At 74.5% G+C, this 21794-nt stretch carries 3 protein-coding genes; all 3 read right to left on the minus strand.

The annotated features are described in order from the left end of the window. Window positions 1-130: 130 nt before the first annotated feature. The 3 genes from LIV37_RS47235 to LIV37_RS47245 are packed head-to-tail and all read right to left on the minus strand — an operon-like array spanning window position 131 to window position 21790. Window positions 131-391: an MbtH family protein gene (locus LIV37_RS47235; protein ID WP_020874178.1), complete on the minus strand. Its 261-nt coding sequence runs from the start codon at window positions 389-391 to the stop codon at window positions 131-133. A 52-nt stretch (window positions 392-443) separates the two neighbouring features. Further along, entirely contained in the window at window positions 444-1694 is a 1251-nt protein-coding gene (locus LIV37_RS47240) for an MFS transporter (protein WP_121826720.1), read from the minus strand. Continuing rightward, on the minus strand, window positions 1691-21790 hold the full coding sequence (locus tag LIV37_RS47245; protein ID WP_121826540.1) for a non-ribosomal peptide synthase/polyketide synthase: 20100 nt from the start codon (window positions 21788-21790) through the stop codon (window positions 1691-1693). The genes LIV37_RS47240 and LIV37_RS47245 overlap by 4 nt, the downstream gene beginning before the upstream one ends. Window positions 21791-21794: the final 4 nt, after the last annotated feature.

Genomic DNA, 21794 nt, shown 5'->3' on the forward strand with positions numbered 1-21794 from the left:
GGGCGCGATCCCTCACGCCGCGGCCGACTGTTCTTCAGGATGGTAACCGCGTGACCGTACGGGGAAGTTGATGGGCCCCGGTGCGGCCGGCGCCATCACGCGCCGGCCGCGCCGCGTCACGAGGCCCGGGTCAGGAGGCCGCGTTGTCCATGCGTTCGCGCAGGCTGCGCGGCCGCATGTCGGTCCACACCTCGTCGACGTACGCGGAGCACTCGTCCTTGGTGCCCTCCTTGCCGACGGCGTGCCAGCCCTCGGGCACCTCGAGGTCGGCGGGCCACAGCGAGTACTGGTCCTCGTCGTTGCGCAGCACCTGGTAGCGGGCGGTGTCGTCCATGGTCGTTCTCTCCTGTCGGTGATCGGTCAGGTCGGTCAGGTCGCTCAGGTCGGTCAAGTCGGGAATGGTCGGTCAGATCGGGAATGGTCGGTGAAGTGCCGGATGGCGGTCAGCCGGCCGGCCGTCCGGACTCATGGCGGCGGGACAGCGTGCGCAGGGTCGGGCTGACGGTGGCCAGGACGGCCGCGGCGGCCATCCCCGCCGAGCAGAGCAGGATGGCCCGGTCGCCCGGCAGGGCCTGGGCGAGCGATCCGCCCAGCGCGGGGCCTGCCGCGCCCGCGGCACCGCAGGCCAGGACGAGTGTGCTGGTGAGCCTGCCGCGCAGCTCGTCCGGGGTGCGCAGCAGTTGGTCGGTCATGATGGCGGTGTTCGCCGTCGGCGGGAACAGCGCCATCAGGGCGAACAGCACCCCGATGAGATAGCCGCTGTCCATCAGCACGGTGACCGGGGCGAGCACGGCCAGGGCCCAGAACACCGCGATGATGCCGCCGTACGGGCCGAGTCGCCGGTGCAGTGCGGGCGCCAGCAGCGCGCCCGCCACCCCGCCCACCCCGAGCATGGCCGCCATCACGCCGACCTCCCCGGAGGGCACCCCCCGGGATTCGGCGAGCACGATGACGACGAGGTAGAAGGCGCTGAAGAACAGGTTGAGCACCACCGCGCACACCACCGTGACCCGGATCCGGCGCTCCCGCCACACCCACCGCAGCCCGGCCAGGGCCTCCCGGCCCAGCGGGCCCACCCCGTCAGCGGACCGCTCGCGCCGGGGCAGCCGGACGAAGAGCAGCGCGAAGAAGGAGAGCGTATGTGTCACGGCGTCCACCAGGAAGGGCACGAACCGCCCCACGGCGAACAGGAACCCGCCGGTGGCGGTGCCCGCCAGCTGCCCCATCGAGGCCCGTGCCGTGTTCATCGCCACCGCCGTGGGCAGATGCTCGTCCGCCACCAGGGCGGGCAGCGACGCGCTCTCGGCCGGTTCGAAGAGCGCCGCGCTCGCCCCGAACACCGCCGCCACCACGACCATGTGCCACACGGTGGCCGCGCCCGCCCACACGGCGGCCACCAGGCTGATGGCGGAGACCGCCTGGGCCGCCTCGCAGCCCAGCATGATGGCCTTGCGGTCGTAGCGGTCCACCAGGACGCCCGCCGGGAGCCCGGCCACCATCTGCGCGGCGGCGATGGTGCCCATGACCAGACCGGAGGCGGCGCCCGATCCGGTGAGCGCGAGGACCAGCAGCGGAAACGCGATCAGCGCCGTGTGGAAGCCGAACTCCGAGAGCGCCTGACTGCCCCACAGCAGCCGGTAGTCCCGGTTGTGGGACAGCGGAACCGGCGGCGACACCGGCGGGGCGGCGGTCATACGGAGCCCCGGCAGTCCCCGGCGATCCACCGCAGGGCCTCCGCGAAGTCCCCGGCCACCGCCTCCACGGTCGCCCTCTCGTGCACATCGGGGCGGTAGCGCCAGGTGAAGCCGAGCCGGCCGTCCTGCACCGCGCCCACCACCTCCAGCAGATGGGAGCCGCCCTCGCGCGGATCGTGGTCCTGGCCGAACGAGCCGTGTTCGGCGTGGACCAGACCGCCCTGGGACTCGGCCGACCGGGCGCCCCACTGGCCCAGGTAGTTGAACACGATCTGCGGTCCGGCGCCGTGCCGGGACAGCCGCTCGCGCAGCTCGGGCGGGCCGAAGACGCGCAGCGCCCCGAAGCCGAAGCCGTTGCCGGGGACGGTCCGCAGCCGCCGCCGCACCGACTTGACCAGCCCCCGCCAGTCGGCCGGCCCGCCGTCGGGGAGGTCCGGCAGCTCGAAGGAGACCGGATACATGGTGGTGAACCAGCCCACCGTACGGGAGAGATCGACACCGTCCAGGACGTCCTCGCGCCCGTGGCCCTCCAGCTCCACCGACACCCGTTCCCGGCCCGTCCAGCGGGACAGCGCCAGCGCGAGGGCGGCGAGCAGCACATCGTTGATCCGGGTGCGGTAGGCGGTGGGCGCCGAGCGCAGCAGCGCCTCGGTGTCCCGCTCGCCGAGCTCGACCGGCACCGTACCGATCCCGGGTCCGGGCGTGGCCACTTGACGGTCGACCGGCAGCGGCCGGGCGTCGAGGGCCTCGCACCAGTGGTCGGCCTCGTGGTCCAGGCCGCCCTCGGCGACATGCTCCGCGAGCCGCCGCGCCCAGTCGCGGAAGGCGGTGGTCTTGGTGCCGAGGTCCACCGGTTCGCCCCGCACGCCCTGCTGATAGGCGATGTCCAGATCGTCCAGCAGGATCCGCCAGGACACCCCGTCGATGACCAGGTGGTGCGCGGTCAGGAAGAGGAACGGCCGCCGGGCCTCGCCGAAACGGAACAGCGCGGCCCGCAGCAGCGGCCCCCGGCCCAGGTCGAAGCCCGCGTGGAGGGCGTCGGCCGCCTTCTCCATCGCCGCGTCCGCCTCCCGCGCCGGCAGACCGGACAGGTCGTGGCGGTCCAGGACGGCGCCGTCGCCATCCGGTTCCGGGACGTGGCCGCGCCACTCGCCGCCGTCCTCGGTGAACCGGGTGCGCAGCGCGTCATGGTGGACCAGGAGCGACGCCAGCGCCCCCTCCAGCGCCTTCTCGTCCGGCTCCTGGTGCAGCTCGAGCAGCGTGGACTGGTTGAAGTGGCGCGGATTCACGGTGTGGGTGGCGAAGAACCAGCGCTGGATCGGGGTGAGCGGAAGCGACCCGGTCACCGGCTCCGCACGGCCCTCGTCCCGTTCGGCGGTGGCCACGGTGGCGAGCGCGGCCACCGTCTGATGGGCGAACAGATCCTTGGTGGTCAGCCGCAGCCCGGCCTGCCGGGCGCGGGAGACCACCTGGATGCTGAGGATGGAGTCCCCGCCGAGCTCGAAGAAGTTGTCCTCCACGCCCACCCGCGCCAGACCGAGCACATCGGCCCAGATGTCCGCGATCCGGCGCTCCATCGGGGTGCGCGGGGCGACATGGCCCGCACCGGAGGTGATGGGCGCCGGGTCCGGATCGGGCAGCGCCCGGCGGTCCACCTTGCCGTTGGCCGTGAGCGGAAGGGCGTCCAGAACGGCGAACGCCGACGGCACCATATGGGACGGCAGGGTCCGCCCCAGGACGTCGCGCAGCGAGGCGGCGGTCGGCGAGGTACCCGGCGCCGGGACGACATAGCCCACCAGACGCTTCCCGCCGGAGGGCCGCTCCGGGGCCGGGGCGGTCTCCCGTACGGCGACCACCGCTTCCCGCACCTCCGGGCTGCGCCGCAGCGCGCTCTCCACCTCGCCGAGTTCGATCCGGAAGCCCCGCACCTTGACCTGGTCGTCGGCCCGGCCCAGGAACGTGAGCTCACCGTCGCCGGTCCACCGCACCACATCGCCGGTGCGGTACATCCGTCCGCCCGCCGGGCCGAACGGATCGGCCACGAACCGCGCGGCGGTCAGCCCCGGGCGGCCCAGATAGCCCCGCGCCAGCCCCGCGCCCGCCACATACAGCTCCCCGGCCACGCCCACCGGCACCGGGCGCAGCGCGTCGTCCAGTACGTAGACCCGGGTGTTCGGGATCGGCCGGCCGATCGGCGGCACCCCCGACCCGGCGGTCAGCGGCCCGGACCAGGTGCTCACCACCGTGGCCTCGGTCGGGCCGTAGGAGTTGACCATCCGCCGGCCCGGCGCCCAGCGGTCCACCAGCTCCGCGGAGCAGGCGTCGGCGCCGACGATCAGGGTCCGCAGATCCGGCAGCCCCGCCCGCCGATCCGCCTCCTCCACGGTGGCCAGCGCGGCCGGGGGGATCAGCGCATGGGTGATCCGCTGCCCGCCGAGCACCTGGGCCAGCCGCTCGCCCAGCAGTGGGCCCTCGTCACCGATCACCAGCGCCGCGCCACGGGGCAGCGAGACACACAGCTCCAGGACGGAGGCGTCGAAGCTGGGGGAGGAGAACTGCAGCACCCGGTCCCCGGCCCGCACGTCGTAGTGCGCGGCCGCGGCGGCCGAGAAACCGGCCAGCCCCGCATGGGTGACCACGACCGCCTTGGGCACACCGGTGGAGCCGGAGGTGTAGATGACATACGCCGGATGGTCCGGCGTCAGGCCACGGAGTGGCGGCGGCCCGGCGGGGCCCGCCTCGGCCCACACCGAGGCCGCGTCGTCGAGCACCACCGAGGGCGCGGCGTCGCGCAGCATGAACGCCACCCGCTCCTTCGGATAGCCGGGGTCGACCGGCAGGAACGCACCGCCCGCCTTCGCCACGGCCAGCTGCGCCACCAGCATCTCCACCGAACGCGGCAGCACCAGCGCCACCAGCCGCTCCGGCCCCACGCCCCGGCCGATCAGCCGGTGCGCCAGCCGGTTCGCGGCCACCTCCAGCTCGGCGAAGGTGAGATCGCCCTTCCCGTACCGCACGGCCGTGGCATCCGGCGAGACGGCCACCTGCCGCTCGAACAGTTCGCGCAGCGTGGCCCGCTCCACCTCCAGCCGGGTGTCGTTCCACTCGACCAGGGTGCGCCGCAGCTCGGCCGGGGTGGTCAGGGGCAGCGCGCCCACCGGCCGCTCCGGATCCTCGGCGATCCCGGCGAGCAGCGCCCGCAGGGCCGTGCCCATTCGCTCCACCGTCGAGGCGTCGAACAGATCGGTGCTGTAGCCGATCAGCCCGCGCAGCACACCCTCCTCGGCCTCGGCGAACTCGAAGGTGAGGTCGAAGGCGGCGGTCCGGGTGTCGAGTTCCACGTCCGCCAGCTCCAGACCGGGCAGCTCCAGCCCCCGGCCCAGGGCGTTCTGGAGCACCACCATCACCTGGAACAGCGGTGTCCGGCTGGTGTCCCGCACCGGCCGCACCTCGTCCACCACCCGCTCGAACGGCACGGACTGATGGGCGAAGGCGTCCAGGACGGTGCCGCGCACCTCGGCCAGGAAGTCGCCGAAGCGGGTGTGCGGATCGACGGTGGAGCGCAGTACCAGGGTGTTGACGAAGAAGCCGATCAGCCGTTCCACCTCGGGGCGTTCGCGTCCCGAGGTGACGGTGCCCACGGCGATGTCCCGCCCGCCGGACAGCCGGGCCAGCAAGATCTGGGCCGCCGCCACCAGCGTCATGAACAGGGTGGTGCCCCGCGTCTGCCCGAACTCCTTGAGGCGCGAGCTCACCCCGGCGGGCACCGTGAACTCCACCGTGGCGCCGTGCTTCGTCCGCACCGCCGGGCGGGGCCGGTCGGTGGGCACCTCCAGCGGCGGCACCCCGACCAACTGCCGTTTCCAGTAGGTCAGTTCCTCATCCGTCCGGGGAGCGGAGAGTTCGGTGCGCTGCCAGGCGGCGAAGTCCGCGTAACTCACCGGGAGCGGGGGCAGCGCCGCGGGCTCACCGCTCAGCGCCGCCCGGTACAGCTCCCGCAGATCGCCGGTGAGCACACCGGTGGACCAGCCGTCCGTGATGATGTGGTGCAGGGTCAGGCTCAGCATGTGCTCCTGGGGGCCGAGCCGGATCAGCCCGGTCCGCAGCAGCGGGCCGCGCCGCAGATCGAACGGGCGCGCCCGTTCGTACGCCAGCAGCTCCCGCAGCTCCGCCTCCCGCTCGGCGGCGGGCAGATGGGACAGGTCGTACGGGTCGAGCCGGATCTCCCAGGGGCCGTGCACGATCTGCACCCCACGGCCGTCCACCGCGTCGAAGGTGGTCCGCAGCGACTCGTGCCGGGCCACCAGCGCGGTCAGCGCCGCACTGAGCGCGGCCACGTCGAGGGCTCCCCGCATCCGCAGTGCCAGCGGGGTGATGTACTCGGCGCTGTCGGGGGCGAAGGAGTCCAGGAACCACAGCCGCTGCTGCGGATACGACAGCGGCAGCTCGCCGTCCCGGGCCACCGGTGTGATCGGGGCGGGCCGGTCCGCGCCCCGGCCGTCCGCGCCGTCGAGCGCCTCGGCCAGGGCGGCGACGGTCGGATGGGTGAACACCAGACGGGGTGACGGCTCCACCCCGAGCACCTCCCGCAGCCGTGAGGTGAGCCGGATGGAGAGGATCGAGTCGCCGCCGAGTTCGAAGAAGTTGTCCCCGGCGCCGACGCGTTCGACCTCCAGCACCTCGGCCCAGACCGCCGCCACGGCCCGTTCGGCCCCCTCGCGCGGCGCCCGGTAGGGCGTACGGCGGGTGTCAGGACCGGGTGCGGGCAGCGCCGCGCGGTCCAGCTTCCCGGTGGGGCCGAGCGGCAGCGCCTCCAGCGGGACGACGGCCGACGGCACCATGTAGTCCGGCAGCCGCTCGGCCGCGTACGCCCGCAGTGGGTCACCCTCCACCGGGGCATCGCCGGCGGCCACCAGATAGGCCACCAGCCGCTTGCCACCGGGGCCGTCCTCCCGGGCCACCACCGCGACATCCGCCACCTCGGGGTGCCCGGCCAGCACGCCCTCCACCTCGCCCGGCTCGATCCGGAAGCCACGGACCTTGACCTGGTCATCGGCGCGGCCGAGGAACTCCACCGTGCCGTCCGGGCGCCGTCGCGCCAGATCGCCGGTGCGGTACATCCGCTCCCCGGCGGGCGCGTACGGATCGGGGAGGAAGGCCGCCGCGGTCGGTCCTGGGCGGCCGAGGTAGCCACGGGCCACCCCCTCCCCGGCGACGAAGAGCTCGCCGACCACACCCGGCGGCACGATCCGCATCCTGGAGTCCAGGACGTGGACCCGCGTGTTGTCCAGCGGACGGCCGATCGGCACCACCTCGGGCACCTCGTCGGCGCGGGACATCGGGAAGTACGTGGCGAAGGTGGTGGTCTCGGTCGGCCCGTAGCCGTCCACCACGGTCAGCCCGGGGCAGCGCTCCAGCACCCGGCGCACCGCGGCCGCGGGCACCACGTCGCCACCGGTCCACACCTCGTGCAGCCCGGTGAAACAGTCCGGCGCGTCCCCGGCCAGCAGCCGGAACAGCCCGGCGGTCAGCCAGAGACCCGTCACCTTCTGCTCGGCCACCAGTCGGCGCACCACCGCGGCGTCCAGTTCGCCCGATGTCACCACCACCCGGCCACCGTTCAGCAGCGGCACCCACATCTCGTAGGTGGCGGCGTCGAACGCCACCGGCGAGTGCAGCGGCACCCGCTCATGTCCGCCACCGGCGAAGGCACGGTCCAGGGCGAGCGCCGCCACATCGCGATGGCGCACCCCCACGGCCTTCGGCACACCGGTCGACCCGGAGGTGAACATCACATACGCCAGCTGGTCCCGGTGCACCGGCACCGCCGCCACCACCGGCCCGCCCTCCCGGGCGGCGGCCACCTCCTCCGGTGTCAGCACGACCGCGGCGCCGGCCTGGTCCAGCAGCGTGCGCCGCCGGTCGCGCGGGGCGCGGGCGTCCACCGGTACGTACACCGCACCGGCCCTGACGACCGCGAGCTGGGCCACGACCAGCTCCACCGACCGGTCCATGAGCAGCGCCACCCGGTCCTCGGGACGCACCCCGGACCGCAGCAGATGACCGGCTAACCGGCCCGCCCACTCGTCGAGTTGGGCGTAGCTGAGCGACGTGGCGCCGTCGGTGGCGGCCACGGCGTCCGGGGCCCGGTGGACCCGCTCGGCGAACAGCTCCGCGAGCGAACCCTCCGGCAGCGGCCGGGCGGTGGCATTCCACTCGCCCGCCGCCCGCAGGCGCTCCGCCTCCGTCAGCAGCGGCAGCTCGTCCAGCGACCGCCCGGCGCCGTCCGCGATGCCGGTCAGCAGCGTCTCCAGATGGGCCGCCGCCCGATCCACCGTGGCCGCGTCGAACAGCGCCGGATCGTAGGCGAGGTCGAAGCCCAGCCGGTCGCCGAGATAGGCGCGCAGACACAGCGGGAAGCTGGTGGAGTCCTCGGCCCGCACCTCCCGCACCCGGATTCCGGCACCGGCGGCCGACGCCTCGTCGAAGGGGTAGTTCTCGAACACCATCATGCTGTCGAAGAGCGCCTCACCGGCCGGGACCGCGCTGAGTGCCTGGATCCGGGGGAGGGCGACGAAGTCGAAGCGGCGGGACTCGCTCTGCCGCTCCTGGAGCTCCCGCAGCCACGCCACGACCTCACGGCCGCCCTCGGCCACGGCCCGGGTGGGGACCGTGTTGATGAACATGCCGACCATCGTCTCCACGCCGGGCAGCCCCTCCGGACGGCCCGAGACGGTGGTGCCGAACACCACGTCGCGCACCCCGCCGTACCGCGACAGCAGCAGCGCCCACGCGCCCTGCACCACCGTGTTGACCGTCAGCCCGCCGCCGCGCGCGGTCTCCCGCAGCCGGGCGGACACCTCATCGGTCAGCTCCAGCCGGGTCAGCGCGGTCGAGGTGGTGCGATGCGCCTCCCGGGGCGGCCGGTCGTACGGCAGCGGTGTGCGGGTGCCGAACCCCGCCAGCACCTCGCGCCAATGCCGCTCCGCACGCTCGTGGTCCTGCTCGCGCAGCCAGCGCAGGAAGTCCCGGAAGGCCCGGCGGGCGGGCGGCCGGGGCGAGCGCCCGGCCACGAGGGCCGCGTAGGTCTCGCACACCTCGGCGAAGACCTGGCCGGTGCTCCAGCCGTCGAGCATCAGATGATGCGAGGTCCACACCAGCATGACCTCGTCATCGGGCAGCCCGGCCACCGCGATCCGGCTCAGCGGGGCCGAGGTGAGCTCCATCCCGGCGGCGCGGTCCTCGGCCAGCAGCCGCCGCAGCGCCTCCTCCCGCGCGGATGGCGTCAACTCCCGCCAGTCCAGCCGGACGGTGGGCAGATCGGCCCGGCGGTGGACGACCTGGACCGGCTCGGCGAGCCCCTCCCAGCGGACGGAACTGCGCAAGCCCGGTGTACGGTCCACCACCCGCTGCCAGGCGGCCGCGAAGGCGTCCGGGTCGGCGATCCCGCCGATCCGGATGGCGATCTGGTCGAAGTAGGCGCCACCGGTGGCAGCGCTGTCCACGAGGCCGTGGAAGAGCATGCCCGCCTGGAGCGGGGTCAGCGGATACACGTCCTCCACCGCGCCGCCGTCACCGGCGATCAGATCCACCTGCCGCTGGCCGAGCCGGGCGAGCGGGAAGTCGGACGGGGTGCGCCCGCCCGCGCCGGGCTCGGCGCAGTGCGCGACGATCTCCCTCAGCGCGGCCAGACAGTCGTCCGCGACCCGGCGCACGGTGGCCTCGTCGTACATCCGGGCCGGATAGCTCCAGCCCAGCTCCAGCCGCCCGTCCTGGACCGCCCCGGTGACCTCCAGCAGACACGGGCGGGTCTCCCCGGGAGCGGCGTCCTGGCCGGTCACGGGGAGGGCCGCGCGGTACAGGCCCGGGGCGCTTTCGTCGATTGCCCCTACGTCCCACTGGCCGTGGTAGTTGAAGACGATCTGCGGCGACGGACCGCCCCGCGGCTCCCCGGCCGGGGAGCCCCCGGGGGCCAGATGGCGCAGCGCTCCGTGGCCGAGCCCGTGGTGCGGAACGGCCCGCAGCTGCTCCTTGACGGACCGGAGGGTGTCGCGCCACCCCGCCCCGGCGTCGACGGCCAGCGCGAGCGGGTACTCGGCGGTGAACCAGCCGACCGTACGGGACAGATCCAGATCCTCGAAGAGGTCCTCGCGGCCGTGTCCCTCCACGCCGATCAGCACCGTGTCCCCGCCGGTCCAGCGCGCCAGGCTCCGGCCGAGCGCGGCGAGCAGTACGTCGTTGATCCGGGTCCGGTAGACGCCGGGGACCCGGCGCAGCAGCGCCTCGGTCTCGGCACGGCCGAGGACCGTGGTCACCGTGGCCGCCGTCTCATGGGTGTTGGGGCCCTCGCGGTCGACGGGGAGCGCGGCGGGCGCGGAGCGCGCCACGCCCGTCCAGTACGCCAGGTCGCCGTCGAACCCGCCGGAGCGCACATGGTCCGCCAGCCGGACGGCCCACTGGGTGAAGGCGCTGCTCGCCGGGGGCAGGGTGGCCGCGCCACCGGCGGCGGCGCCTCGGTAGGCGGTCTCCAGATCGCCGAGCAGGATCCGCCAGGAGACGCCGTCCACCACCAGATGGTGGGCGGTGAGCAGCAACTCGGACGCCTGCCCGGGGCCGAAGGTGAACAGCAGCGCCCGCAGTACGGCCCCCTCGGCGATGTCCAGCCCCGTCTGGGCCGCGACCGTGGCCTCCCGTACGGCTCCGGCGCGTGCCGCGTCGTCCAGACCGGACAGGTCGTGCCGCTCCAGGACGCCGCCGGGGGCGGTGGGCAGGATCTCCTGGCGCCACCGCCCGTCGACGACCAGGAAGCGGGTGCGCAGCGCGGCGTGGTGCGCCACCAGGGCGTCCACCGCCTGCCGCAGGGCGGCCTCGTCGAGGTCGCCGGTGAGCTCCAGCCGGTGGCTCATGGTGAAGTGGTGCGGGTCGCCGGGCCGCCGCCCGTCCAGATACCAGTGCTGGATGGGGGTCAGCGGCGCCGCCCCGGTCGCCGCCCCGGCCACCGCCCCGGCCGTCTCGGCGAGCGGCCGCCGCCCGGCCGTCTCGACGCTCAGCGCGAGCTCCGCGATGGTCTGGTGGCGGAAGACGTCCTTGGAGGTGAGCGTCAGTCCGGCCCGGCGGGCGCGGGAGACGATCTGGATGCTGAGGATCGAATCGCCGCCCAGGGCGAAGAAGTTGTCCTCCACCCCCACCTCGGGGACGCCCAGCACCTCGGCCCACACGCCCGCCAGCACCGTCTCGGCCGGGTTCCTGGGCGCCACATGCGGCGAGCCCCGCTCGGGGCGGTCCGGGGGAGCGGGCAGTGCGCGCCGGTCCACCTTGCCGCTGTCGGTGCGGGGCATCCGGTCCAGCGTCACGAAGGCGGCCGGGACCATGTAGTCGGGCAGGGTGCGCTTGAGCAGCGCGCGCAGCTCCACCGGATCGGGGGAGCCGGCCGAGTCGCCGGAGCGGGTCACCAGATAGGCCACCAGCCGCCGGTGGCCGGTGTCCTCGCGGGCCACGACCACCGCCTCCTGGACCGCCTGATGGCCCAGCAGCGCGGCCTCGATCTCGCCGGGCTCGATCCGGAACCCACGGACCTTGAGCTGTTCATCGGCGCGGCCGAGGAACTCCAGCGTCCCGTCCGCCGTCCAGCGCGCCCGGTCGCCGGTGCGGTACATCCGGCCGCCGGGAGGGCCGTACGGGTCGGCGGTGAAATGCGCCGCGGTGAGCCCCGGGCGGCGCAGATAGCCGCGGGCGACCTGCGCCCCGGCCAGATGGAGTTCGCCGGGGACGCCGGGCGGCACCGGCCGCAGCGCTCCGTCCAGGACGTACGCCCGCAGATTGCGGCCGGGGCGTCCGATGAGCGGCCGGTCACCGAGACCGGCCAGGTCGCCGTAGACCGCGTCCACGGCGCATTCGGTGGGCCCGTAGAAGTTGTACGCCGCCACGCCCGGCACCGCGCGCAGCTCCCGCCACAGCGCCGCGCCGAGGGCCTCGCCGCCCACCATGACGATCCGCGGGCGGTGGCGGTCCCCGGCGAACAGCCCGGCCGCCATCAGCTCATGCAGGTACGACGGGGTGACGTCGAGGAAGTCCAGGCCACGGTCCTCGACCAGCGCCACGAGGGCGGCCGGGTCCAGCCGTACCGCGTCGTCCACCAAGTGCACCTCCTGGCCCGAGGCCAGGAACACCGCGCCCTCCCAGGAGGTGTCGAAGGAGAACGCGGCGGTCAGCGCCGAGCGCAGCGGACGGCCCGCCTCGGCCTGGTGCGGTGCGATGAGCCCGGCCCGGTGGTCGAGGCAGAGGTTGACCAGCTGGCGGTGTTCGACGGCGACACCCTTGGGGCGGCCGGTGGACCCCGAGGTGTAGGTGATGTACGCGGTGTGCCCGGGCAGCAGCGGGGACAGCAGGTCCGCGTCGGTGGGATCGGTGTCCGGCAGCCGGTCGAGGGGCGCGTCCCGCAGGGCATCGGGGGTGAGGACGACCTCGGGCGCCGCGTCTTCCAGCAGGAACCGCGCGCGTGTCGCGGGCAGCCCGGGGTCCACGTACAGGTGGGTACCGCCCGCCTTGAGGACCGCGAGCAGGGCCACCACAGAATCGGCGGTGCGCGGAAGCCTGACCGCGACCACCCTCTCCGGGCCCACGCCCTGGGCGATCAGATGGTGGGCCAGCCGGTTGGCGGCCGCGTTCAGCCCCGCGAAGTCGTAGCCGGCGTCGGAGGCCACCAGCGCGGTGGCGCCCGGGGTGCGGGCGGTCTGCTCCTCGAAGAGCCGGGGGAAGGTGGTGTCCGGCACGGCGAGCGCGGTGTCGTTCCACTCCTCCAGCACGGTCCGCCGCTCCCCGGCGGTCAGCAGCGGCAGTTCGCCCACCCGGAGCCCGGGGTCCTCGGCCACCGCTGCCAGCAGCAGCCGCAGCTGATGGACCATCCGCTCCACGGTGGCCGCGTCGAACAGATCGGTGTTGTACTCCACGAAGCCGGTCAGCCCGCCGGGGCCCGCCACGAAGTCGAAGCTCAGGTCGAAACCGGCGGTCCGGCCCGGGACCCGTACCGCCTCCACGGTGAGGCCGGGCAGGTCGGGCACCTCGGCGCCCAGGTTGTGCAGCGCCACCATGACCTGGAAGAGCGGAGTGCGGCTGGTGTCCCGCTCCGGCTGGAGCGCGTCCACGATCCGCTCGAACGGCACGTCCTGGTGGGCGAAGGCGTCCAGCACGGTGCCCCGCACCCGGGTGAGCAGCTCCTCGAACGAGTCGTCGGCGTCCACCCGGGTGCGCAGCACGAGCGTGTTCACGAACATCCCGACCAGACGCTCCAGTTCGGGCCGCTCCCGTCCCGAGGTCACGGTGCCCACCGCGATGTCCCGCTGTCCCGACCAGCGGGACAGCAGTACCTGGCAGGTGGCGAGGAGCGTCATGAAGAGGGTGGAGTCGCGCCGCCGCCCGGCCGCGCGCAGCCGCTCCACCAGCGCGGCGGGCAGGGTGAACTCCCGCAGTGCGCCGTTCTTGGTCTGCACGGCCGGCCGGGGACGGTCGGTCGGCAGCTCCAGCGGCACCGGATCCGCCAGCCGTGCCCGCCAGTACTCCAGCTGCGGCTCCATCCGCGCCGCGCCACCGAGCGGATCGCGCTGCCACGCCGCGTAGTCGGCGTAGCCCAGCGGCAGCGGGGCGAGCGCGGGCCGCCGTGCCATGACCGCCGCGCCGTACAGCTCGCTCAGATCGGCGCTGATGACGGCCGTGGACCAGCCGTCCGTGACGATGTGGTGCATCGTCAGGGTGAGCACGTGCTCCTCGTCGTCCAGCCGGACCAGGGACGCCCGCAGCAGCGGCCCGGTGCGCAGATCGAAGGGGGTGGCGCCCTCCCGCTCCAGCAGCCGCTCCAGCTCCCGCTCGCGCTCGGTTACGGGACGGACCGCGAGATCGTGCACCGGCAGCGCCACCGGATACGGCTCGTGCACCCGCTGCACCCCACGGCCGTCCACCTCGGCGAACGTGGTCCGCAGCGGCTCATGCCTGGCCACCAGGGCGTCCAGGGCGGTGCGCAGCGCGGCGGTGTCCAGGCGGCCGCGCAGCCGCAGCGCGAACGGTGTCACATACTCCGTGCCGCCGCCGTCGAAGGAGTCGAGGAACCACAGCCGCGCCTGCGGATACGACAGCGGCAGCTCCCCGTCCCGTGGCACGGCCGGTATGACGTCCGCCGTCCCGCCGACCTGCGCCGCCTCGCCCGTCTCCGGCGCGTCCAGCGCGGCGGCGAGTTCGGCCACGGTGGTGTGGGTGAACAGCGCACGCGGGGTGACCTCGGTGCCGAAGGCCGCCCGCAGCCGGGAGGCCACCCGGATGGCCAGGATCGAATCGCCGCCCAGGGCGAAGAAGTCGTCCGTCGCCCCGGCCTCCTCGACCGGGAGCACCTCGGCCCACACCCGCGCCACCGTGCGCTCGGCCTCGGTGCGCGGCGCGATCCGCTCCGCGCTCGCCGCGAAGCCGTCGAGGCCGGGCGCGGGCAGCGCGCGCCGGTCCAGCTTGCCGTTGGCGGTCAGCGGCAGCGCGTCCAGCGCCACGAACGCCGCCGGGACCATCTGCGCGGGCAGCGTCCGCTGGAGGAACTCCCGCAACTCACCGGCCCGTGGTGGCGCGGCCGAACCGGCGGCGGCCACAGCGGCCGAACCGGCGGCCACCACATGGGCCACCAGCCGCCGTACCCCGGGCTGGTCCTCACGCACCGTCACCACCACGTCGCCGACGCCCGGATGGGCGGTCAGGGCGGCCTCGATCTCCCCGGGCTCGATCCGGAAACCACGGATCTTCACCTGGTCGTCGGCGCGGCCCAGGTACTCCAGCTCGCCGTCCGCGCTCCACCGGGCCCGGTCGCCGGTGCGGTACATCCGGCTCCCGGCGGGCCCGTACGGATCGGCCACGGAACGGGACGCGGTCAGGCCCGGGCGGCGCAGATAGCCCCGGGCGAGCCCGGCCCCCGCCACATACAGTTCGCCGACCGCCCCCGGTGGCACCGGCTCCAGCGCCTCGTCCAGCACATACACCCGCAGATCGGGGATGCCGGTGCCGATGGTGCTCACCGCGACGGACGTCGCCGCGCGGTCGAGCGGGGCGTAGGTGACATGCACGGTGGTCTCGGTGATCCCGTACATGTTGACCAGCACCGGCGCGGTGTCCGGATGCCGTGCGTACCAGCCCGCCAGCCGCCGCGCGTCGAGCGCCTCACCGCCGAACACCACTCGGCGCAGGGCGAGTTGGGCTCCGGGGCGCTCCTCGTCGGCGCGCATCAGCCCCTGGAAGGCGGACGGCGTCTGGCTGAGCACCGTCACCCCCTCCTCCGCCAGCAGCCGCAGGAACTCCTCGGGGGAGCGGGAGACGGCGTACGGGACCACCACGAGCCGGCCGCCGTGCAGCAGCGGCCCCCAGATCTCCCAGACGGAGAAGTCGAAGGCGTAGCTGTGGAACAGCGTCCACACATCGCTCGCGTCGTACGAGAACCACTGACGGGTCCGGGAGAACAGCCGGACCACATTGGAGTGCGGGATCACCACTCCCTTGGGCACACCCGTGGACCCGGAGGTGTAGATGGCGTAGGCGGGGCTCTCCGGCAGCGGCCCGGAACCGGCCGGGAGGGCGGCGGGGCGGCGCTCTAGATCGGCGATCAGGGCGGGGTCGTCCAGGCAGAGCCGGGCCGGGCAGGTGTCCGCGTCGTCGTCCCCACCCAGCCGTGCCGCGAAGGCCGAGGTGGTCAGCAGGGCCACCGGTGCGGCGTCGGCGAGCATCCGGGCGATCCGGCCGGACGGCTGGTCCGGGGCGAGCGGCAGATAGGCCGCCCCCGTCTTCAGCACCGCCACGATCGCCACGATCATCTCCGGCGAACGGGGCAGCGCCAGCGCCACATACCGCTCCCGCCCGGCGCCCTCGGCGATCAGCCGGTGCGCCAACCGGCCCGCCCGCACGTCGAGTTCGGCGTACGACAGCGAAACCCCGGCATGCGAGACGGCGATGGCGCCGGGGGCGCGGGCGGCCTGCTCCTCGAACAGGTCCACCAGGGTCCGCTCCGGCGCCTCAGGGGGCGTGCCGCCGCCCCATTCCACCAGGATCCGCCGCCGCTCCTCGGCGGTGGTCCACGGAAGCGCCCGCAGCGGACGGTCGGGGTCGGCCGCGATCGCGGTGAGCAGCAGACGCAGCCGGTCGGCGAGCGCGGCCGCGGTCCGGGCGTCGAACAGCCCCGGGTCATAGCCGAGGTCGAGGCCCAGCCGGTCGGAGAGACGGGCTCGCAGACTCAGGCCGAAGTTGGTGGCGTCCATCGAGCGGACCTCGATGATCCGCAGGCCCGCCTCGCGCGCCGAGGAGTCGTCAAAGGGGTAGTTCTCGAAGGCCACCATCGAATCGAAGAGCGAGGTCCCGGCCGGAATCTCGCTCAAGCCCGCCACCTGCGCCAGCGAGACGGACTCATGGCGCCGGGACGCGGTCTGCGCCATCTGGAGGTCCCGCAGCCAGTCCCCGGTGTTCCGGGCGGCGTCCACCCGCACCCGGGTCGGCAGGGTGTTGATGAACATCCCCACCATCGACTCGACCCCGGCCAGCTCCGCCGGACGGCCGGAGACGGTGGTGCCGAAGACCACGTCCTCCTCGCCGCCGTACCGGGACAACAGCAGCGCCCAGGCGCCCTGCACGATCGTGTTGACGGTCAGGCCGCCGCCGCGGGCCGTACGGCGCAGCTCCTCCGACACCTCGGGGGTGAGCGAAACCGCCACGGTCGCCGAGGACCGTGCCCGGTGGGACTCGACGGCCTTGCGGTCGGCGGGGAGCGGCGTCGGCGCGGTGAAACCGGCGAGCACATCCCGCCAGTGGCGCTCGGCCTCCCGCCCGTCCCGCCCGTCCAGCCACTGCAGATAGTCGCGGAACGGGCGGCGGGCGGGGAGCGCCGGAGCACGGCCCTGGGCGGCCGCGGTGTACCGCTCGCACACCTCGGTGAACACCTGCGCCAGGCTCCAGCCGTCCAGGACCAGATGGTGCGAGGTCCACATCAGCGCCACCCGGTCGTCGGTCAGCCGGGCGATGGCCAGCCGCATCAGCGGCGGCGCGGCCAGATCGATGCCCCGGGCCAGGTCCTCGGCCCGGTACCGCTCCAGTTCGGCCTCGCGCCGCTCCTCCGGCAGCTCGCGCCAGTCCAGCCGGGTCACGGGCACCTCGGCCCGGTGGCGGACGATCTGCAGCGGCCGTTCGACGCCCTCCCAGACGACGCCGGTGCGGAGCACCGGTGTGCGGTCCACCGTCCGCTGCCAGGCGCGGGCGAACGCCTCCGGGTCGCCCACCCCGTCCAGGATCAGCGTGGCCTGATCGAGGTAGACGTCCTCCTCGCCGCCGACCAGCCGGTGGAAGAGCATGCCCTCCTGAAGCGGCGTCAGCGGATACACGTCCTCGGCCCGGCGCCCGTCGCCCACCAGCCGGTCGACGGCGGCCTGGTCCAGCCGGGCCAGCGGGAAGTCGGAAGGGGTACGGCCGCCCGCGTCCGGTCCTTCGCAGTGCGCCACGATCTCCCGCAGTGCCGTGAGCATCGCGTCCGCGAGCCCCCGCACCGTGGCCGCGTCGTGGACCCGGTCGGAGTACAGCCAGGTCAGCTCCAGCTCACCGTCCGTCACCACGGCGGACACATCGAGCGGATACACCGACGGCTCGTCCGCTGCCAGATCCCGCCCCAGGCTCTCCCCGGTGAGCGTGAACGCGCCCCCGTCCCCGCCCGAGTCCCACTGGCCGTGGTAGTTGAAGCAGATGCCCGGCAACGGCGCGCCGGCGAGGGCCCGCGCGGGGGAGTCAGGGGCGCTCAGATACGCCAGCGCCTCATGGCTCAGCCCCCGGTGCGGCACCGCGCGCAGCTGCTCCTTCACCGACTTCAGCACCGCGCCCCAGCCGTCCCCGGGCAGCGTCAGCGCCACCGGGTACTGCGTGGTGAACCAGCCCACGGTCCGGGACAGATCGACGGCCGCGTCCAGCTCCTCCCGGCCATGGCCCTCCATGGCCACCAGCACCCGGTCCTCGCCCGTCCACCCGGCCAGCACCCGCCCCAGGGCGCTCATCAGCACATCGTTGATCTGCGTCCGGTACACCCCGGGCACCCGGCGCAGCAGCCCGTCGGTGACCTCGCGGTCGAGCGTCACGCGCACGGTGCGGGTGGACCCGGCGGTGGCCGTGCCGGAACGGTCCACCGGAAGGTCCCGGCCGCCCGCCCGCCGTACGCCCTCCCAGTACGGCAGCTCGTCGTCCAGCTCACCCTCCCGCACCCGCCCGACCAGCCGATGGGCCCAGGTGGTGAAGGGGGTGGAGGCGGGCTCCAGGCGCACCGGCTCCCCGGCGGCGGCCTGCCGGTAGGCGCTCTCCAGGTCGCCCAGCAGAATGCGCCACGAGACGCTGTCCACGGCGAGGTGGTGCACGGTGAGGAACAGCCGCGGCCGGGCCCCCGCCCCGCGCCGCAGCAGGGCGCCCCGCAACAACACCCCTGCGGTCAGGTCGAGTTCGGCGCGGGCGGCCTCGGCGGCCGCCTCGGCCGCGGCCGTCTCGGCCGCGGCCGTCTCGGCCGCGGCCGTCTCGGCCGCGGCCGTCTCGGCCGCGGCCGTCTCCTCGGCGCCGCCGCGCCCGGACAGATCGTGGCGGCGCAGCACCGGCCCGCCCGGCGCGCCGTCCGCGAACTGCCGCCACCCGCCGTCGTCGCCCTGGGTGAACCGGGTGCGCAGGGCCGGGTGGTGCGCGACCACGGCCTCCAGCGCCGCCTCCAGCGCGTCCTCGTCCACGTCGGTCGGCAGATCGAGGACCATCGACATGGTGAAGTGGCGGAGCGGGCCATGGGTGGCGAAGAACCAGTGCTGGATCGGGGTGAGCGGCGCCGGGCCCGCCACGTCCGCCGACGCGTCGCCGTCCTGAGGTGCTGTGCGCGGTGCCACGGCGGCGGCCAGCTCGGCGATGGTCTGGTGCAGGAAGACATCCCGCGAGGTGAGCGCGAGCCCGGCCTGACGGGCGCGGGAGACGATCTGGATGCTGAGGATCGAATCGCCGCCCAGCTCGAAGAAGTTGTCGTTCACCCCCACCGTCCGGGCGCCCAGCACCTCGGCCCAGATCCGCGCCAGCTCCCGCTCCGCCTCGGTGCGCGGCGCGGTGGTGTCCCGCTCCGGCCGGTCCGTGGCAGGCCGCGGCGCGGGCAGCGCCCGGCGGTCCAGCTTGCCGCTGGTGTTGAGCGGCATGGCGTCGAGGGCGACGAAGGCGCCGGGGACCATATGGCCGGGCAGGGTGCGCCCGAGGGCCGCGCGCAGCTCACCGGGGGCGGGCGGCTCACCGCCGGGCTCGGGCACGTAGTAGGCGGCCAGCCGGGTGTGGCCGCGGTCGTCGGTCACCGCGACGACGGCCGCCTCGGCGACGGCCGGCAGATCCAGCAACGCCGCCTCGATCTCGCCCGGTTCGATCCGGTGGCCCCGGATCTTCACCTGGTCGTCGGCCCGGCCGAGGTAGTCAAGATCCCCGTCCGCGGTCCAGCGGGCCAGGTCCCCGGTGCGGTACATCCGGCTCCCGGCGGGCCCGTACGGATCGGCCACGAAGCGGGACGCGGTCAGCCCAGGACGGCCCCGGTACCCCCGGGCCACCTGCGCACCCGCCAGATACAGCTCACCCGCCACCCCCACCGGCACCGGCTGGAGCCGGGAGTCGAGCACATGGGCGCGGAGATTGCCCAGCGGGCGGCCCACCACCGGGCGCCCCGCGCCGCCGATCCGGGCGGCGAGCGCGTCGATGGTGCACTCGGTCGGACCGTAGAAGTTGTACGCCGTCGTCCCCGGTGTGTCCGCCAGCCGCCGCCACAGCGACGTACCGATGGCCTCGCCGCCCAGCATCAGCACCCGCGGCCGGTGCCGGGGGTGGTCCAGCAGCCCGGCCGGGAGGAGCTGCCGCAGATACGAGGGGGTGAGGTCGAGGAAGTCGATGCGCCGCTCGGCGACGCGCGCCACGAGCGCGGCCGGGTCGAGCCGGGTGGCCTCGTCGATGAGGTGCAGTTCATGGCCGTCGGCCAGCAGCAGCAATCCCTCCAGCGAGGTGTCGAAGGAGAACGAGGCGGTCAGCGCCGCGCGCAGCGGCCCGCCGCCCGCCTCGGCCACAAAACCCTCGCGGTGGCCGACCAGCAGATTGACCAGCGACCGGTGCTCCACGGCCACCCCCTTGGGGCGGCCGGTGGAGCCCGAGGTGTACAGGACGTAGGCGGCGCCGTCGGGGTGCAGTACGGCGGTCCGGTCCGCGTCCGTGGGGTTCGCCACCGGCAGCGTGGCCGGCACGGCGCGCAGGGCGGACTCGTCGAGCACCAGCGCGGGTTCGGCCTCGGACAGGAGGAACGCGAGGCGCTCGGCGGGGAGTTCGGGATCGAGGGGCAGATAGACCCCGCCCGCCTTGAGCACACCCAGGATCGCCACGACCATGTCGGAGGTCCGGGGCAGCTTCACCCCGACGACGCGCTCCGGGCCCACGCCCTGGGCGATCAGATGGTGGGCCAGCCGGTTGGCGGCCGCGTTCAGCTCCGCGAAGCCGTAGGTGGCGTCGGAGGCCACCAGCGCCGTGGCCTCCGGGGTACGGGCCGCCGCCGCCTCGAACACCGCCGGGAACGTGGCCGGTTCGACCGCGAGCGCCGGGCCGTGCCCGGCGGCCGTCGTCCGCCGCCGCTCCCCGTCCGTGAGCAGGGGCAGCTCGCGCACCGGCCGGTCCGGTTCGGCCGCCACCCCGTCCAGCAGCACCAGCAGATGTCCCGCCATCCGCTCGGCGGTCGCCCGGTCGAACAGCTCGGTGCTGTACTCCAGCAGCCCCCGCAGCTCCTCCCCGTCCTCCACGAACTCGACGCTGAGGTCGAAGGTGGCCGACCGGCGGGGCACGGCCACGCCCGTCGCCCCCAGGCCGGACAGCCGGGGCGCGCTCCTCGGGGCGCTGTGCAGCAGCACCATCACATCGAACAGCGGATTGCGGCCCGCCTCCCGGCGCGCCCCCACGGCCTCCACCAGCCGCTGGTACGGCGCCTCGTCATGGGCGAAGGCGTCCAGCACCGTGGCCCCGGCGTCGGCCAGCAGCGCGCGGTAGGAACGGGCCGTGTCCACCGCCGACCGCAGAACCACCGTATTGACGAAGAAGCCGACGGCGCGCTCGAGTTCGGTCCGGCCACGGCCGGAGGTGACGGTGCCGATGGCGATGTCGTCCTGCCCCGACCAGCGGGCGAACAGCCCCTGGCAGGCGGCGACCAGCGCCGTGAACAGCGTGGTCCGCTCGCGCGCCGCGAGCGTCCGCAGCCGGTCCGCGGTGGCGCGGCCCACCGTGAACTCGTGGATCGCCCCCGCCGAGGTGGGCGCGGCGGGCCGGGGCCGGTCGGTGGGCAGCTCCAGCGGGACGACGCCGTCCAGCCGCTCCTTCCAGTAGTCGAGCTGGCGGTCCAGGGCGGCCCCCGAGAGCCGTTCCCGCTGCCACACGGCGAAGTCCGGGTACTGCACCGGCACCGGGGGCAGAGGGTCCGCGCCGGGCCCGGCGCCGTACAGCGCGCACAGCTCGTCCTGCAGCACACCCATCGACCAGCCGTCGGTGACGATGTGATGGGCCGTGAGCAGCAGTACGTGCGCGTCCTCGGCCAGGCGGATCAGCAGCGCCCGCAGCGCCGGACCGGTCCGCAGCCCGAACGGCCGGGCGTACTCGGCCAGCAGCAGCCGGTCCAGCGCCCCGGCATCCCCGCCCTCGCCGGTGAGGTCGGCCACCGGCAGCGGGACGGGCGCGGCCAGGCGCACCACCTGGGCGGGCCGGCCGTCGAGGTCGTCGAACGTGGTCCGCAGCGCCTCATGGCGCTCCACCAGCGCATCCAGCGCCCGGGAGAGCGCCGCCACGTCCAGGGCGCCGGTCAGCCGCAGCGCCAGCGCGCTGTTGTACCCCGCCTCCTCCGGCTGGAGGGTGTGCAGGAACCACAGCCGCTCCTGGGCGAAGGACAGCGGCAGCGGCCGTGCGCGGTCCGCGCGGGGGATGGCCTCGGTGCACCCGGCCTTGCCCGCGAGGCGGCGGCGCAGCGCCTCCCGCAACTCCTCGGGCAGGGCGGAGGCGCGATCCTTCCTCGAAGACGTCATGTCG

Source organism: Streptomyces rapamycinicus NRRL 5491 (genome assembly GCF_024298965.1).
GTDB classification, from domain to species: domain Bacteria; phylum Actinomycetota; class Actinomycetes; order Streptomycetales; family Streptomycetaceae; genus Streptomyces; species Streptomyces rapamycinicus.

Coding starts and splice junctions, on each gene's coding strand:
- LIV37_RS47240 (WP_121826720.1), bottom strand. CDS start 1,694: ATGACCGCCGCCCCGCCGGTGTCGCCGCCGGTTCCGCTGTCCCACAAC.
- LIV37_RS47245 (WP_121826540.1), bottom strand. CDS start 21,790: ATGACGTCTTCGAGGAAGGATCGCGCCTCCGCCCTGCCCGAGGAGTTG.